Source organism: Sorangium sp. So ce117 (assembly GCF_051524395.1).
Classification (GTDB): Bacteria; Myxococcota_A; Polyangia; order Polyangiales; family Polyangiaceae; genus Sorangium; species Sorangium cellulosum_B.
Genome location: NZ_CP150309.1, coordinates 1,153,672 through 1,170,380, shown reverse-complemented (window position 1 = coordinate 1,170,380; position 16,709 = coordinate 1,153,672). Strand labels below are relative to the sequence as shown.

10 protein-coding genes are annotated in these 16,709 nt (G+C 69.3%); 6 read left to right on the top strand and 4 right to left on the bottom strand.

The features are described from left to right. Nucleotides 1–46: 46 nt before the first annotated feature. The gene (locus tag WMF46_RS04375; protein ID WP_437984442.1) at nucleotides 47–2,836 is read right to left on the bottom strand and encodes a nitrate- and nitrite sensing domain-containing protein; all 2,790 of its coding nucleotides are present in this window, start codon (nucleotides 2,834–2,836) and stop codon (nucleotides 47–49) included. 488 nt (nucleotides 2,837–3,324) lie between these two features. Between WMF46_RS04375 and WMF46_RS04370 the strand changes: the two genes are divergently transcribed. From WMF46_RS04370 to WMF46_RS04360, 3 genes are read left to right on the top strand one after another with little or no spacing between them, the layout of a single operon-like run. Beyond that, a complete protein-coding gene (locus WMF46_RS04370; protein WP_437984441.1) occupies nucleotides 3,325–4,845 on the top strand; it encodes a hypothetical protein in 1,521 nt (506 codons plus the stop codon). Nucleotides 4,846–4,862: 17 nt separating this feature from the next. Then, the gene (locus WMF46_RS04365) at nucleotides 4,863–5,318 is read left to right on the top strand and encodes a hypothetical protein (protein ID WP_437984440.1); all 456 of its coding nucleotides are present in this window, start codon (nucleotides 4,863–4,865) and stop codon (nucleotides 5,316–5,318) included. Nucleotides 5,319–5,341: 23 nt separating this feature from the next. Beyond that, nucleotides 5,342–5,713 carry a hypothetical protein gene (locus tag WMF46_RS04360; RefSeq protein ID WP_437984439.1) on the top strand — a complete coding sequence of 124 codons (372 nt, stop codon included), beginning with the start codon at nucleotides 5,342–5,344 and terminating at the stop codon, nucleotides 5,711–5,713. Nucleotides 5,714–5,744: 31 nt separating this feature from the next. Here the strand turns inward: WMF46_RS04360 and WMF46_RS04355 are convergent, their stop codons facing one another. Further along, a complete protein-coding gene (locus WMF46_RS04355; protein WP_437744293.1) occupies nucleotides 5,745–6,254 on the bottom strand; it encodes a chemotaxis protein CheX in 510 nt (169 codons plus the stop codon). Nucleotides 6,255–6,750: 496 nt separating this feature from the next. Between WMF46_RS04355 and WMF46_RS04350 the strand changes: the two genes are divergently transcribed. Further along, entirely contained in the window at nucleotides 6,751–8,919 is a 2,169-nt protein-coding gene (locus WMF46_RS04350; protein ID WP_437984438.1) for an alkaline phosphatase D family protein, read from the top strand. 238 nt (nucleotides 8,920–9,157) lie between these two features. On the opposite strand, the gene WMF46_RS04345 is transcribed toward WMF46_RS04350, so the two are convergent. Together WMF46_RS04345 and WMF46_RS04340 are read right to left on the bottom strand one after the other, a co-directional pair. After that, a complete protein-coding gene (locus tag WMF46_RS04345) occupies nucleotides 9,158–10,582 on the bottom strand; it encodes a multicopper oxidase family protein (protein ID WP_437984437.1) in 1,425 nt (474 codons plus the stop codon). A 159-nt stretch (nucleotides 10,583–10,741) separates the two neighbouring features. Then, nucleotides 10,742–12,271, bottom strand: a complete 1,530-nt coding sequence (locus WMF46_RS04340) for a right-handed parallel beta-helix repeat-containing protein (protein WP_437984436.1) — start codon at nucleotides 12,269–12,271, stop codon at nucleotides 10,742–10,744. Nucleotides 12,272–12,919: 648 nt separating this feature from the next. Between WMF46_RS04340 and WMF46_RS04335 the strand changes: the two genes are divergently transcribed. Next, nucleotides 12,920–14,668, top strand: coding sequence for a DUF1592 domain-containing protein (locus WMF46_RS04335; RefSeq protein ID WP_437984435.1), 1,749 nt, complete (start codon nucleotides 12,920–12,922; stop codon nucleotides 14,666–14,668). Nucleotides 14,669–14,672: 4 nt separating this feature from the next. After that, nucleotides 14,673–16,145, top strand: a complete 1,473-nt coding sequence (locus WMF46_RS04330) for a DUF1552 domain-containing protein (protein WP_437984434.1) — start codon at nucleotides 14,673–14,675, stop codon at nucleotides 16,143–16,145. Nucleotides 16,146–16,709: the final 564 nt, after the last annotated feature.

Below are 16,709 nucleotides of genomic sequence, written 5' to 3'. Positions count from 1 at the left end.
CCCTCTCCTCGATCTCTCGCTCTGCATTGTCGATGTGCTCACCGTGTCACGCGCTCCCCGACGCCATGCCCGGGCTCGATCCGCCCCGCGAAGGGGGAGGTACCAGCGAGGCCCGCCCGCTCGGAGGCGGCAGCGAGGCAGTCGTGAGCGACACCCCCGTGGTGTCGCTCGAATCCCGGGGGAACCGGAAGCGGAAGGTCGTGCCCTGGCCGCGCTCGGTGTCGAGCTCTATCCGGCCCGCGAGCCGCCGGCACTCGTGGAGCGCCACGCCGAGACCGACGCCGCGGCCGGAGACGTCCGTGACCTGCTCGGCCGTGCTGAAGCCGGGCGCGAACAGCGCGGCCTCGAGATCGCGCCGCGTCGCGCCGGGCCACCCGACGGCCAGGGCCTTCTCGCGCACGCGCTCCCAGTCGATGCCCGCGCCGTCGTCGCCAATCTCGATGACGACCTCGTCCGCCGTGATCCGCGAGCGGAGCGTGAGCGTGCCGTTCGACGGCTTGCCCGCCGCCTGGCGCGCCTCCGGCCGCTCGATCCCGTGGTCCATCACGTTGCGCACGACGTGGCCCAGCGCCTGCCACATCCCGGCGAACCGCGGCGCGGGCAGCCGGACGCCCCCGGCGTCGATGCGCACCTCGGGCTTCGGCTTGCCGAGCTTCCGGGCCAGCGTCTCGGCCTGGTCCTTCATCCGGCAGAACCGCACCTCGGTCCGCTCGTCGCGGAGGGCCGCGATGGCCCGCTCGATCTCGGCGGGGTCGCGGCGCTGGCGCACCATGGCGAGCAAGGCATCGACCTCTTCATGGCCGACGTCCGCGCGGGAAGACTGCGCCGTCGACGCGAGCAGGACGCTCACGCGCCCCACGAACGCGAGCCACACGTCCCTCAGCGCGTCGATCTGCTCGTCGGACGGCAGCGCGCGCTCCTCGACGACGAAGCTCTCGATCTCGTGCGCCACCCTCGCCACGCTCGTCACGTCCCAGAGCCCGGCGTTCCCCTTGATCGTGTGCACGAGGCGCATCACCTCGTCGACCTCGCCGCTGGACCGCGCGCTCACCGCGTCGACGAGCTTCGTCGTGTCGTTGACGAAGCCGACGAGGCCGAGCCGGTCCTTCACGGCCCGCTCGAACACCTGGATGTACTCGTGCTGCTGCTCGGCCTCGCGCACGGAGGCGATCGTGGACGTGACGTCCGTGATCACCATCAGCGCCCCGTTGAACTGGCCCTCTCCCGACAGGATCGGCTTGAAGCCGAGCGCGAGGTAGCGGCCCTCGCGGTGCAAGGTCTTCGGGAGCTGGTCGAGGACGACCTCGAGCGGGAGGAAGTCGTCGCAGGCCGCCTCCCACCCCATCCTGAGGAACGCGCTGGCCCGCGGATCGTGGCCGGCGATGCGATCGGCGAAGTGCTCGTCGCGCGCCGGCACGCCGAAGAGGCGCTCGAAGGCGGCGGAGTGCACGGGCTCCATCGTGCCGTCCCGGTGGATGGTCACGAGGGCCTGATCGACGTTGTCGAGGACGAGGCGCATCTCCCGGTTGCGCTTCTCGAGCTCCGAGGTCCGCTCGGCGACCGTGGCCTCGAGGTTCTGCCGGTGGCCCTCGAGGACCTCGTCGCGCGCCTGGATGCCCGCCAGCATCTCGTTGAAGGCGTCCGTGAGCGCCCCGAACTCGTCGTCGGCGGTCTTGCGGGCGCGCGTCGTGTAGTCGCGCGTCCGCCGGACGTGGGCCGCGGCCTCGCCGAGGACCTCGAGCGACCGGGAGATCCCCCGCACGAGGACCAGCGCGAGCGCGACCGACACGAGGAGCACGAACGCCGAGACCGCGACGCCATCGCGCACCGTCCTCTGCGTGTCCGCGACCCTGGCCGCCGCGGCGCGCCTCATCCCGGAGATCGCCTCCTCCTCGATCGCGGCGAGCCCGTCGACGCGCCCCTGCTGCGCCTCGAACCACGCGTCGTGATCGATCGCCAGCGCCTCATCGGTCGACGCGATCGCGGCGGCGCGCAGCTCGTCGGCGCGCCGCACGCGCGGGTTGGAGCGGGCGGCGTCGTAGAGCGCCCGCGCCGGCTCCGACGCGTTGGCGATGAACTCCTCGTGATAGAGCTGCTCCTCCGTCATCAGCGTCACGAGCGTCTTGAAGGCCCCCGGCTCGAACTGCGTGGACGCGAAGGCGTGCGCGAGCAGCGCGTGCTGGCGGCTGGCGCGCTCGGCGAACTCGTGGACGGCGACGATCGACTGGATGCTGCGCAGGAGCTCGCCTTCGTCGCTCAGCTCGGAGAGGCCGGCGTTGGCCCGGATGAGGCTCACGTTGATGCCGCCGAAGACCCTCAGCACGCTGTCGAGCGACACCGTCTTCGCGTCGGCCTGGGCCCGGAACGCGCCGAGCTCGCCGACCTTGGCGCGCCCCTCCGCGAGATCGCGGGCGAGCCGGCGCGGCAGCCCGGAGAGGTCGCGCGCGGCCAGGAAGGCGTCGAGCTGGGCGAGGCTCTCGTCGGTCGCCGCCCGCGCGTCCCGGAGCTGGCCGCCGGCGCGCAGGAGCTCCGCTGCGCGATTGAGCGGCGGCGTGGCGTGCCGCTCGCCCTCGACGTCGGTCGTCTCCGGAGGGCGGGCCTCCAGCCCCTCGACCAGCGCGGTCCACGCCCGCTCCTTCTGGAGGGCGTGCAGCGGCTGCGCCATGATCGAGGAGAGCTGCGCGAGGTCCTCGATCGAGCCTATCCCCGCCGCCCTCGCCGCCTGCTGCCGCGCGTCGCCGACGATCATCGCCGCCAGCAGCAGGGCCCCCGCGACGGGGACGCCGGCGAGCGACCACAGCTTCAGTCGAATCGAAGCGCTACGCAATGTCGGCATGCCCCCGTCCCCCCGGCGTGGCCCCCGCGGCGCGGCGCCCGCGCGCATCTCGTGTGCTTCCTGACGAGGGGTCTCGCGCGAACGCCTGTCCCCCCGCGCGGCGCACTCAGCACGAGCACCGGGCGAGCTGCCCCCCGCGCGCGGCGCGGCTGACGCAAATGACAATCAACACGTGCACACGTGGAGTCATCATCAACGTTCGCCCGCGCACCATGTACGCTCCCCTGATTCACGTTCTTTCCTGTTGTGATGTCTCACCCAGCCGTGGTGCACCGGAGCGTCACGGAGCGCGCCGAGTTCACGGCCGCCCTCGTGGCCGTGTATGCTACGCGTGAAGTTCGCGAGTCCGCAAGAGCGCGTTCGACGTCGGCTGGAGCCGCAACGAAGGCTCTGCGAACGGGGAGAAATCAATGATGATGGGTCGGAGTTCACTGCGGCGAGCGCGGACAGGTCGCCTCGCGCGCGCTTCGAGCGCAGCCATCGGAGCAGTGCTCTTCACGGCATCTCTCGCACATGCGCAGAGCCCTGGCGCCGGCGTCGCCCCGGCGCCCGCAGCGCCCCCCGCCGCGCCCGCCACGACCGGGGCGCCCGCCGCCGCGCCTGCCGCGACCGGAGCGGCCGCCGCGCCCGCCGCGCCCGCCGCGCCCGCCGCGACTGGAGCGGCCGCGGCGACCCCTGCCGCCACCGGAGCGGCCGCCGCCGAGCCCGCCGCCGGAGAAGATGCGATCGCCGCGCGGCTCGCCGCTGCAGAGAAGCGCTCGGCAGAGCTCGAGAAGCGCCTCGAGGCGCTCGAGGAGGCGCAGGCCTCGCCGGAGCAGGACGACAACAAGGATCTCTTCCGGATCTACGGGTTCGTCGACGTCGGCGTCCAGCGCACATGGGTCCCGGAGAACTCGGGCCTCGCGGCCGTCCTCCCGCAGGCGAACGCCACGAACTTCGTCGTGGGGAACTTGAACCTCTACCTCGACGCGCAGCCGACCGATCACTTTCGCTTCCTCGGGGAGCTGCGGTTCACGACCGCTCCCGGCGGCTCCCCGGTCCCCGCGGACGCGGCGACGCTGCCGCCCGGCGTGGTGGGCAGGACCACCACGCAGCCGTACGGGACCTTCGACTCGACGGCGATCGCGATGGGCTCGCCGACCACCTATGGGGGGCTCGTTTCGATCGAGCGCGCCCACATCGACTGGACGCGCTTCAACCTCTTCAAGGTGCGCGTCGGGCAGTTCTTCACCCCGATCGGCATCTACAACGTCGACCACGGGAGCCCGGTGCTCATCACCGCCGCCATACCCTATTTCATCACATCGCGCCTGTTCCCCACGCGGCAGACCGGGATCATGATCTATGGCAGCACGTTCGCGGGCCCGTGGGAGCTCGGGTACAACGCGTACGTGAGCAACGGGCGCAACGAGGACGCGCCGTTCGCCTTCGACGACAACCGCGGGTTCGGCGGCCGCCTGCACGCCAGCTATGAGGACCCTGGCAAGATGGCGTTGAAGCTCGGGGCGTCGTTCATCGCGAGCAGCTCCCGCGACTGGGTCGCCGATTACAAGGTCGGAGAGTTCAACCCCGACATCCATGCGACGTGGTCGTTCCAGGAGTACACAGGGGCCGGCGACGTCTCGCTCGACATCGGGACCACCCGCCTGCGCGCGGAGGCGGCGGTCGTCCGCGTGGTCTACGACGAAGGGAAGCGCCAGGGGGGCTTCGGGGTCTACGCGCCGGACGCCTGGAAGACCTCCACGTACGCCGTGGCGGCGCACCGGCTCGATTTCCTGAACATGGAGCCGTTCGTCATCGGCGCCGCCCTGCACGCGCCGTTCTACGGGCACGACACCATGTTCCAGCTGGGCGGCGGCTTGAACTTCTACATCACCCCGGACGTCACACTCCGGACCCAGGTGCTGCGCACGATCATGACCGTCCTGCGCGATCAGCCCCCGGGGGTGCCGGAGCTCGAGGACTTCCACACCACGAGCGCGCTCGCGCGTCTGATCCTGGCCTTCTGAGAGAGGTTCGACGCACTATGAAGCGTTACTCCCTGCTGCTCCTCCTGGCCCTGCTCGGCATGACCCCGTCGGCCTCGTCCTTCGCGGTGGAGGACGAGATCGTCATCGTAGTCAACCAGACCAACCCCGCGCGGGCGGCGAGCCGCGACACACTCCGCCCGATCTTCCAGACCACGCGCACCGAGTGGTCCGGCAGGTCGATGATGCCGGTGAACCTCCCCGAGGACTCCGCGCTGCGGAAGCGCTTCGACATGGCGGTGCTGGGCCTCGATCCCGAGGGCGTCGCCCGCTACTGGATCGACAGGAAGATCCGCGGCGGCGAGCGGCCGCCGCGCAAGGTGGCGAGTCCTGGCGCCGTGCTCCGGGCCGTGGGCGAGGACGCGGGCGGTATCGGCTACCTCCCTGCCAGCGACGTGAACCCCACTGTCAAGGTGATCGCGCGCATCCGCGACGGCCAGGTCTTGCCGCCGTGAGTCCGTGGAGAGAGGAACGAACGATGGTCATTCACCCGTCTCGCATCATGCCGCCCACCCGTCGCGGCGCCCTGATCGTCGCCCTCGGCGCGATCTCCGCGGCGATGCTCGTGGGATGCTGGGATTCCGACCCCTGCGACCCGGGCCAGCAGGTCATCGGAAACGCGTGCTTCGCACCGTTCCCGCCGCCCGGCGTCACGAGCAGCGGCAGCGCCGTCGGCAGCGGCGGCGGCGACGCCACAAGCAGCGGCGCCACGGGCAGCGGCGGTAGCGACGCCGCCGGCAGCGGCGGCAACGGCGGCGCCAACGGCGGCGCCGACGGTAGCGGCGGCGGTGGCGCTGGCGGCAGCGGCGGCGCCACGGGCAGCGGCGGTAGCGGCGGCGGCAGCCCCTAGACTGCGCGGCGCGGGCGCCGCGCAAGAGGGCTCAGAACAGGATCACCTTGCCATCGAGCGGAAGCGGGGACGAGTTCGAGAACACCAGCGAGCTCTCGTCGAAGTCGCCGCCCAGCGTGACGACCACCTCGCCCTTCAACGTCCGGAAGGCATAGCAGAACTGCTGTTTGCTGCCCCGGTACCGCCGCGCCACGTCGCTCGCGCGGCGCAGCTGCGGCAGCTCGGCGTGAAGCGCTATCTGGAACCGCGCGAGGCGGCTCTTCACCTTTCCCATGAGCTGATTGACGACCTCGCGCATCCAGTCGTCGACGCTGTCGAGCCCGGGCGGCAGCCCCGTCATCGCGCGAAACACGCCAGGGTGCGCCGACAGGGCCAGCAGGCCGGAGAAGCCGGGCGCGGAGAACTCGACCGTGCTCGCGGGATCGCTGTGAACGAGCGCCTCGTCGCGGCTCTCCCCGATGTCCGCAGGCGCTATGGCGACGCCGTAAAAGTGGAAGAGCTCCACGGTCGCGCCCTGAACGAGGACGTCGATGGTCCGCACCTTGCGCGACGAAGCAGACCTTGGAGCAGGCGACGGCTCGCTGGACGGGCCGGAGCGCCCAGGCCCGGACGGCTGCCCGATTCGAGGCGGGGGGAACGAGTCGCGACGCTCGGCGCCGGGGCGGTCAGGGGTGCTGTGCCCCGACCTCATGTCGGACTCACCCTCCGGTGTCGTGCTCCGCCGCCGCATGATAAACGCTCAACTTAGCTCATCTATCCCTCGAGGACCAATGCGGTCCTCGGACAGGACGCACGAGCTCGTGACGGCTTGTCTATCACGCCTGATCACGCCTGACCACGCCTGACCACGTCTAGCGACGCCTGGCCACGCTTGACCGCGCACGTCAACGCTCGGTCAGGTGTGTTGGCACACATACTTACCCCACTCACCGGACGCCGCGCTTTGCGCTTTACAGGCGTGGCCGGCAGCGCGCGATGCGGCGGGGTCCACGAGGAGATTGACATCAGCGAAAGTTCCAGGATTCCCTGATCGCCCGATGCTGAAGCGCAGAGATTTCCTTCGAGCCACGCTCGTCACCGCCGGCGCGCTGGTCGTCCCGGCCTGCGGTGATGGCCCCGAGACGATCAACCCGCTCGACGACGAGCGCGAGCTCGCGGACGGCTCCGAGTACTTCCCCCAGTCGGTCGCCTCCGGCGATCCACGCCCCGGCAGCGTCGTCCTCTGGACCCGCGTGCAGGACGGCGCAGCGGATCTCGATCTCGAGGTCGAGGTCGCGACCGACGCCGGGTTCGCGCAGCGGGTGGCGCTCGACGCCGGACAGGCGAAGGTGAAGGCGCTCGCGAGGCACGATCACTGCGTGAAGGTGAAGGTCCGCGGCCTCGCGGCGGGCACGGTCTACTACTACCGCTTCATCTACGTGAAGGGCGGGACGAGCTACGTGTCCCGCGTGGGGCGCACCAAGACCGCCCCGGCCGAGGAGGCGGACGTCAAGGTCCGCTTCGCCTACGTGTCGTGCCAGGATTACGTGGGCCGGTACTACAACACCTACCTGGCGCTCGCCCAGGAGGAGCTCGATTTCTTCGTCCACCTCGGCGATTACATCTACGAGACGGACGGCGATCCCAGCTTCCAGAGCACGACCGGGCGCCGCGTCGTCTTCACCGACCTGGCCGGCAGCATCTCCCTCGGTGACGGCGACGGCGCCTACCACGCGGCGAGATCGCTCGATAACTACCGGGAGCTCTACAGGACGTACCGCTCCGACGCGAACCTCCAGAAGGTCCACGAGAGCTTCCCGATGATCGCCACGTGGGACGACCACGAGTTCTCGAACGACTGCTTCGGCGCCACGGCCACCTATTTCGACGGCCGGCAGGACGAGACCGACGCGGACCGGCGCAAGGCCGCGAACCAGGCCTGGTTCGAGTACCAGCCCGTCGATTACGGCGACGTCGAGCTCGACCCGGACGCCGCGCTCCCGGACGAATTCCACATCTACCGCGACTTCGTGTTCGGCCGGCACGTCCACCTGGTGATGACCGATCTGCGCAGCTACCGGCCGGATCACCTCATCCCCGAGGACGCTTTCCCCGGCAGGGTCGCGCTCGATCAGCCGAAGCTCGTGGCCGAGCTCGGGGAGGTCCCTGCGGTCGCCCTGCCCTACGTGGACGTGGAGACCTACGGCGACGGCATCTATGCGCCGGTCCTCACCGGGGCCGCGGAGACCGTGGGCTACGACCCCGCCGAGGTGACGGGGAACATCAGCGTCGCCTTCATCAACGAGATCGTCGCCGCCGCCAACGAGGGCCTGCCGGAGGACACGCAGATCCCGCTCATCGACGCCGCGGAAGCGGGCCTGGAGCGGGGCATCGCCTACGTGGATTTCGGCAAGATCAACGCGTACGGCATGATCGGCAGCCGCTACTTCACGGCCAAGGACACCTTCGATATCTACGCTGCCATCCGCTACAAGGAGACGCAGGGCGCGAGCGAGGCCATGATGGGCGCCGAGCAGGAGGCCTGGTTCCTCGACACCATGGAAGGCTCGAAGGCGACCTGGAAGGTCTGGGGCAACGAGTTCTGCCTCGTCCAGCTCGCCGTCGATCTCAGCCCCTATTCCCTCCCCGCCCAGTTCAAGCGCAGCTTCTACACGACCACCGACGCCTGGGACGGCTTCCGCAACAAGCGGGACGAGCTGCTCGAGAGGCTCGTCGGGCTGGGGGGCGTCGTGGCGATCACCGGCGACGTCCACGCCTTCTACGCTGGCACGCCCGGACCGAGCGGCGATCCCACGAAGAAGATCGTCGAGCTCGTGGGCGGCGCCGTCTCCTCGGCGTCCTTCCGCGAGATCCTGACGAGCCAGGTCTCGAGCGATCCAACGCTGCGCGGGCTCCCGGGCGCCGCGGCGCTGGCCCTCAGCATCGACACGCTGCTCACGTCGCCCGAGACGAAGATCAACCCGCACCTCGCCCACGCCAACAGCAACGCCCACGGCTATGTGGTGGTCGAGGCGAGCGGGCAAGAGCTCGTCGCCGACATGCGGAGCATCAAGGCCACCGAGGCGCAGACCGACTACTCGGGGAGGATCGGCGACCTGAAGATCAGCAGCAAGCGCTTCCGCACCCTCCCCGGGGAGAGCGAGCTCTACGCGGACGACGGCGGCGCCTGGAAGCGCTGGGATCCCACCACACAGGCGTGGGTCTGACGCCCGTCAGCCCTCGGGCTTCGTCGCCCGAGGACGAGCGTGTTCCGGTGCCCTCAATGAATCCCCGTATTTGCAGCCCTTTTCAGCGGGGAAATTGAACAGGGAGGCGGGGAGACAGGGAGTATTTTGAAGATTTCCCTCCCCGTCTCCCCGACTCCCTGTGAATATCCGAAGATCTTGAGGGGATGCTTCAGGTGACCGGGGACACGGACGGCATCGAGCAACGCGAAGGCACCGTTCACGGCATCAGGTGGAGCATCGCCATCATCCCCAGATCCGCGTGGTCGAGGATGTGACAGTGGAACATCCACATGCCGGCGCGGTCATCGAACGGGATGGCGATCCGCACGGCCTTTTCAGGCACGAGGTTGACGGTATCGCTCCATGCGCGCACCGGCGGCTCGGCGCCGTCGATGTCGAGCACCTGAAAGAAGAACCCGTGCAGGTGGAACGGGTGATCGTAGTTGGTGGTGTTCTTCAGCGTCCAGATCTCGACCGTGTTCGTCTTCGCGGAGAACATGAGAGAGCCGTCCGTCTGGCCGTTGATCCCGAGCACCGCTCCGTCGGCATCGCCCTGCTCCATGAACTCCACCGCCTGTCGTTGCGCGCCCGTGGTGTCGATCGAGGCGATCTCGGTTAGGCGCTCGGGAAGCGTCGGTGCGCCGCTCCCCGGAGGCTCGTCGGCCAGCTCGAGACGCATGAGGTCCTTGGGATCCGCCTCGTTCGGCAGGTGGAATCGATTCGCGTCGAGGAGCGGGATCACCACAGGCTCTCCCTCGACGGGCAGCATGTAGAGCTCCGCGCGCTCCCCCGGGGCGAGCGTCACCTCGTCCACGGGGAGCGGACTCTCCGAGAGGCCCCCGTCTCCGCCGATGAGCACGAGCGGCTGGCCCGGCACGGCGAAGCGGAAGTAGCGGCTGCGCGCGGCGTTGACCACCCGCCAGCGCTGCGGAACCCCCTCCCGCGCCGCGACCGTCGGCAGGATCTTCCCGTTGACAAGGACCGTCCCGCCCTCGCGCCCGAAGTAATCGCCGAACCATCCGCTCTCGTCGGCGGGGGTGAGCGAGCCGTCTTCCTCGACGCCGATGTCGCTCATCACGAGCAGCAGCTCGTCGCCGAGCGGCGCATCCTCCGCGGCATCCTCGACAACGAACGCGCCGTAGAGGCCCGCACCGACCTGGGCGCTCGAGCGAAGGTGGGGGTGGTACCAGAACGTGCCGGCGTCCGGCACGGTGAAGGAGTACTCGAAGCCCTCGCCCGGCTCGATGGGCTTCTGCACGTGCAGCGTCCCATCCATGGCCGCCGGCACGCGCAGACCATGCCAGTGGATCGTCGTCGCCTCGGGAAGGTGGTTCTGGAACTTCACCACCACGCGATCGCCCTTCTTCGCGCGGATCGTCGGACCGGGGAGCATCCCGTTGTAGGTCCAGACCTCGGTCGTGAGCCCTGGGACCACCTCGATCGCGGCCACCCTGGCCTCGAGGTGCACCTCGACAACGTCGGGCGCGGGGTCGTGATCCTCGGCATCCGGCAACCGCAGCGCGTCGTCCCAGCCCGCCGGCTGCCGGAGATCCGGCGGCGCCTCTTCAGCGCCGCACCCCGCGAGCGGGCTCACGAGCGACAGGATGACAGCGATCTCTCCGGCAAAGCGTGCCGAGGACACGCATCCTTTGCGCCTTGCGCGGGGCAAGGCGCATCCGATCCAGCGCATGCGCCGCCCTTTGCAAGGCGCGATCCGTCACGGGCGAGCCGACCTGGGTTGTGTGGGGTGACCCCGCGGGCCGTGGAGTGAGCCTCGCCGCGGGACTGCACGGCGCGGGGGCTACCGCCCGAACGCGCCGATCGTGAGGGTCGCGCCGTCGTTGCGCGCCCTGGCCTGCTGGTGCGGCGCGTACTGGTGCTCGACCGGCGGGAGGCCGTCGAGCGAGGCGCCAGCGCCGATGAGCGGCGCGCTCGCGGCCGGCATGAAGTCGTGGTTTGCCGCCGACGCGAACGCCGGATCGACGCCGAAGATCGAGTCGTCCAGGCCGTCCACCTGCCCGACCACCTTCACCACCTCGCGGACAGGATCGAACGGCAGCCACCCGTTCGTCACCCAGTTCCCGGACAGGGTGAGGGCCCCGGCGGCCACGCCGTCGCGGTCCCCGAGGAAGGTGACCGCGCGGAGCTCGGTCGGCTCCAGGCTGCTGGCGAACACGTTGTTGCGGGCGTCGATCCGCTCGTCGTTGGTCGAGGCCTCGAACATCGCTGAGCGATCGTAGTCCTCGTAGTTGTCGTTCCTGACGAAGACGGTGTTGGAGAAGAAGTGGAGCGTGCCCTTCCTGTAGTACTCGGTCTCCCCGCTGTCCCCGCCATAGTGGATCATGGACGCGCCGTAGCCGTTGCGCAGGAGCACGTTGCCGTAAATGAACGTCTCGTGGAACGACGGCAGCGCGACCGAGTCGGTCGCCTCCTGCGCGTCGACGAGGTCGATCAGGTGGGCGCCGTCCTCGATCCAGTTGTACCGGATCACCACGCCGGCCGAGCGCTCCTTGATGTTGTTGCCGTTGCCGCCGCGCGTGGGGCCGAAGCGGTTGAACTGGTAGATGACGTTCGAGGCCTCGTTGTAGACGTTGTGCTCGTTGTAATCCTCGAGGCTCCCGTTGTCGTGGATGTAGTTCGACTCGATGAGCACGTTCGTGGTCAGGATATCCCCGCCGGCCGTGCCGATGAAGAGGCCATTGGCGTTCTCGTGCACCTCGCAGGCGCGGATGGTCACGTGATCGCCGCGCTCCACGAAGATGCCGGCCGCGGGGTCCGAGTAGGCCGCTTCCGAGCCCGCCTTGTCGGTGAAGCGGTGGGGGCGCGACGCGTTCTTGATCTCGAGCCCCTCGATCGTGATGTGGGTGGGCCCGAGCTCCCACGGGTCGTCGTGCTTGTGCCCGACGATGATGAGCCCCCGCACCTGGTGGCCATCGAAGGGGAAATCGAGCTCGGGCCGGGTGGTCGCGTTTTCACCGTCGATCACCGGCAGCTCGCCGTTCGGCCCCGGGACGCCACAGAGCCGGATGGGTTGCTCGGCCGTCCCCTGGCCCCCGAGCATGATCTTCTCGTGGTACCCCTCGGCACGCCAGAAGATGCGCACCGTGTCGCCGGCGACGAGCGATTCAAGCGGGACGTCGCCGATCGCCTCGAATTCCTTGCCAGGACCGACCTGGTAATCCTTGCCGCTTCCGACGTGGCTGCAATCGACGTGAATCGGCGGAATGTTCACGACGGGCGGAGGAAGCGGCACCGGACCGCCGCCAGCCGTCGTTCCCGTCGTTCCGCCAAGCTCGCCGGTGCAACCGGCGGCGAGGAGCAAGCCGGTCACGCAAGCTCGAACCCTCACAGAATTCTCCACGATATGGGCCATAAAAGCTCCACTGTAATTTTACAGATTGCGAGGCCTTCTCGCCTCAGTGCGGCAAGATGACACGTCGATGCACTTTGTCATGCGACCGGACATTGCTGTTGTCGCATCTTCCGCCCCCGAGGTAGCAGGATGTAATCCAGATTCGCGCTGGATGCCGCTTTCGCGAAAGGCTCGTCGACGGGGCGTCCCTTGCATCGAACCATCTTCCTTACATCGAACCATCGATGATAACGGCGCTCCTGTGAGAAGAAGTTGAGCCGCCAAGGACGCCAAGAAGGGATTTTTCTCGCGCCCTGAGGGTTCCTGGGGTCCTGTCGGCTCTCTTCAATCAACGGCCCTCGCGTCATTCGAGACGATGACGTAGGATATGCACAAGGTGCATGAGCTCCATGCGGCCTGTGAGCTGGATCCCACCGATGAGTTAGTCGATTATCCACGATGGATGGAGGCCCCGGCTCGGCGATCGCTCGATGCCAATCCCTGGCGGACGGCGAACACGCATCACAGCGTGGCTCGATAATTCCCGGGAAAAATTCCCGGGAAGATCGCGTCGAGGCCCCTGCGATCCGGCCCCCTGTGTTCAGCGACCGCGCGAGGACTGAAGCCATGAAGCGAACGAAGCCTAGCGGCGTGAAACCCCTCGACGTTCTCGATCGATTCACCGCGCCAGGGCGGCGCACGACGGCGCTCGCCGGCGCGATTGTCCTCACGGTGTCCCACCTGCTCTCGGGCTGCGTCGGCGACCTCGGAGGCGACCGCGGCGGGTCGCCGAGCGCGAGCGGGCTGGTCGACGTCGCTCCAGCGGGGATGCGCCGGATGACACCGGCGCAGTTCACGAGCTCGATGCGCGACCTGTTCGGCGATCCGGGGCTCGAGCTCGATCTCGACCCGGACACGGGAGAGGTCGCCTCGCTCCTCGCCGTCGACAAGCTCAACGCCGCGGCGGAGGCGATCGTCGCGCGGCGCGCCTCGTGGGGGACACCGGTGTTCCCGTGCGACACGAGCGGCGCGGACGACGAGGCGTGCGTGGACGGCTTCGTGCGGACGTTCGGGCGCCGCGCCTTCCGGCGCACGCTCGACGAGGCCGAGATCGCGATGCTCAAGGGCCAGTACGCCAGGGCGCGGGAGGAGCAGTCGTTCGAGGACGCCCTCCTCGTCGTGCTCGAGACCATGATCCAGTCGCCCAACGTCTATTACTTCGTCGAGCTCGGCCACGACGGGGACGGGAGCGAGCCGCTCGCCTCCGGCGTCCGTCCGCTCACGGGCTGGGAGCGGGCGTCGCGCCTGTCGTATTTCCTCTGGAACACGACGCCGGACGACGCGCTGCTCGACGCCGCGGAGTCCGGCGCGCTCGACACGGCGGAGGGCGTGCGCGCGCAGGCGGAGCGGCTCCTCTCGAACGACCGCGCCCGCGCCACGGCGAGGCGCTTCTTCGCCGATTGGCTGGAGCTCGACGGCACGAACAAACACGCTTCGCTCGAGAGCGCGCCGAAGAGCCCCGAGATCTACCCCGAGGATTCACCCGCGCTGCGCGCCGCCATGCGCACCGAGCTCGAGGCCCTCGCGGAGCGCGTGCTCTTCGAGGGGGACGGCAGGTTCGAGACGTTGCTCACGACGACGGACGCCTACGTGAACGGGCCCCTCGCCGCGCTCTACGGGGTGGAGGGCCCCGCCGACGAGCGCACGTTCTCGTGGGTCTCCCTCCCCCTCGATCAGCGCGCGGGGATCTTCACGCGGGCGGCCTTCCTGAGCGTGTTCGGCAGCCTCGAGGTCAAATCGCCGATCCGCCGCGGCGCGTACATCCTGGAGCAGGTGCTCTGCCGCCCCCTCGGCCCGCCGCCCCCCAACGCGAGCGACGTGCCCGTCAAGGGCGGAGCCGTCGAGGAGAACGGCGAGGTGGTGCACAGGACGATCCGCCAGGACGTCGAGGCCAAGACGTCGAGCGGCGCCTGCGCGAGCTGCCACAGGACCATCAACCCGATCGGCTTCGCGTTCGAGCATTACGACGCCCTCGGGAGATGGCAGTCGCAGGAGGCGGGCGAGGACGCGCAGGCGCCCTACCTGCTCGACATCGACGCACACGGCAGCCTCCCTGCGCTCCCTCCGGACGAAGAGGGCGTGGAGGTCGACGGCGGCGTCGGGATGTCGGCGGCCCTCGCGGCGAGCCCCGCGGCGCGCGCCTGCCTCACGAAGCGCTTCTTCCAGACGGCGCTCCGGCGCGTCCCGATCGACCAGGATCTCGCGTCGATCGAGGCGGCCACGCCGACGCCCGAGAGCGGCGGCAGCGTGCGTGATCTCATCGTCTCCCTCACGACCAGCAACGCCTTCTTGCACCTGCGCCAGATCGAGGAGTGAACCCATGAGCCGCGCCGCTTTCAGCCGAAGGAATTTCCTCCGCACCGCGACCGGTCTGTGCATCGCCCTGCCGCTGCTCGAGGCAACCCATGGGGACGTCTGGGCCGCGGACGGCAGGGCCAGGCGGTTCATCGTGTTCTTCAGCCACGGCGGCACGATCACGTCTCGCCACTCCTCCGGGGAGAAGGGGGATCCCTGGAAGCCGGGCGCCTGGAGCATGCTCGACCTGTGGGCGCCCGGCGGCGAGGGGTCGGCGCTCGAGGTCCTCGGCGAAGAGATGGCTCCGCTCGAGGCTCACAAGGGCGACCTCACCCTGCTCCGCGGCGTCGACGACGCCGCCGGGATGCTCCAGGGAGACTACGGCGGGCACCACGGCTGCTCCAACGCGACCGTGCTCACCTGCGCCGATACGACCTCGGGAGGCGACGACGCCAGGGCGCTCGGCCCATCGATCGATCAGCTCATCGCGCAGCGGCTCGCCGGCGAGAGCCCGGCGCCGTTCTCGTCGATCGATCTCATGGTCGACGGACACAACTACGGAGAGCCGCTGTACAACGCGGCGGGCGAGCAGGTGTCCAGCGAGAAGGACCCGACGAGCGCCTTCGACCGGCTCTTCCAGGACGTCACGGAGACCGGGTCGGGTCCGACGCCCGAACAGCTCCGGCTCCGCGCCCACCGGAAGAGCGTCCTCGACGGCGTGAGCGAGCACCTCGCTGCCCTGAAGGGGCGCGTGAGCGCGGCCGACAGGCACCTGCTCGACGCGCACGCCGAGCACATCCGGAGCCTGGAGAAGAAGCTCGAGGGCATCTCCAACCTGGCGGCCTGCACGAAGCCGGATGTCGGCGGAGCGCCCGTGTACCAGGGATATGGGTCCTACACGGGAGGGGGAATCAAGGAGGCCGCTCCCTTGCTGGTCGACGTCCTCCTGCATGCGTTCCGGTGCGGTCTCACGCAGGTGGCGACCTTCCAGGTGGCCGACGTCCTGACGAGCTGGCTGCCCCAACCGTACAGCACCGACCTCGGCCACAGCCTCGGCCACGCCGCCCTCGACGTCGGCCCGAGCGGCGCGGAGCCCGACAGGCTCGAGGACTGGCGCGCGACGATCCTGGCGAACCGCAACTGGCGTATGGAGCTCTTCGCACGCCTGCTCGACGGGCTGAAGAGCACCCCCGAGGGCGACGGCACGATGCTCGACAACAGCGTCGTGCTCTTCACGAGCGAGTTCGGGTGCGGCGGCGGGCACTCGCCCCGCGATATCCCCGTCCTGCTCGCCGGCAAGGCAGGCGGCAGGTGGCCGGGCGGCCGTCACGTCAACTACAACAAGCGCGCGAGCGCGGATCCCACCCAGTCCGACTACGAGACCGACGTCTCGATGCACAACGTCTACACATCGATCCTGCGCGCCTTCGGCTACGAAGACGAGCACTTCGGAAACGACACGGCGTACAGGAAGGGCCCGCTCGCGGAGCTGCCGTGAGAGACGTACGAGGCGCCTTCAGCGCGCCCCGCGGCTGGGAAATGTCGCAACAAGGCGCCAATTTCTGTTCGCACCACAACATTCATCCGGCAAGCGCGGAACGATCCTGAACCATAACGAAGCGGACCACGGCGCGATCTGCCGCGCGATCTGCCCAGGCGTGCTCCTCGTCTCGACACGGCCCCCATGTCGCAGCGAAGAAGCGTCGTCTGCACCAAACCGCTTCCGCCCCGGCCACCTTGAACGCTCGGCCGGACGATTCCCACCCGGTCTCGCTGCTGGAAACTAGCGGGCGATACGGCGACCGCCGAGCGCGGCCGAGCCGCTGCAAGGGCGCGGTCCGGCGATGCCTCTTGGACGGCTCGAACCAGCCTGATATAGATACCACCGAGGAGCAGCGCATGCGTCCAAGCGAACCGGTTCAGGGCGGCAGCGCGGTGGCTTGGGATGCCGGCGCGCACGCTCCCGTGCCGCATGAAGGTCGTGGACGTGAGGCGGCGCGCTTCTTACCAACGTACGAACTGCCGAGTACCAGGGCCAAGACACCGCGGACGAGCTCGCGTG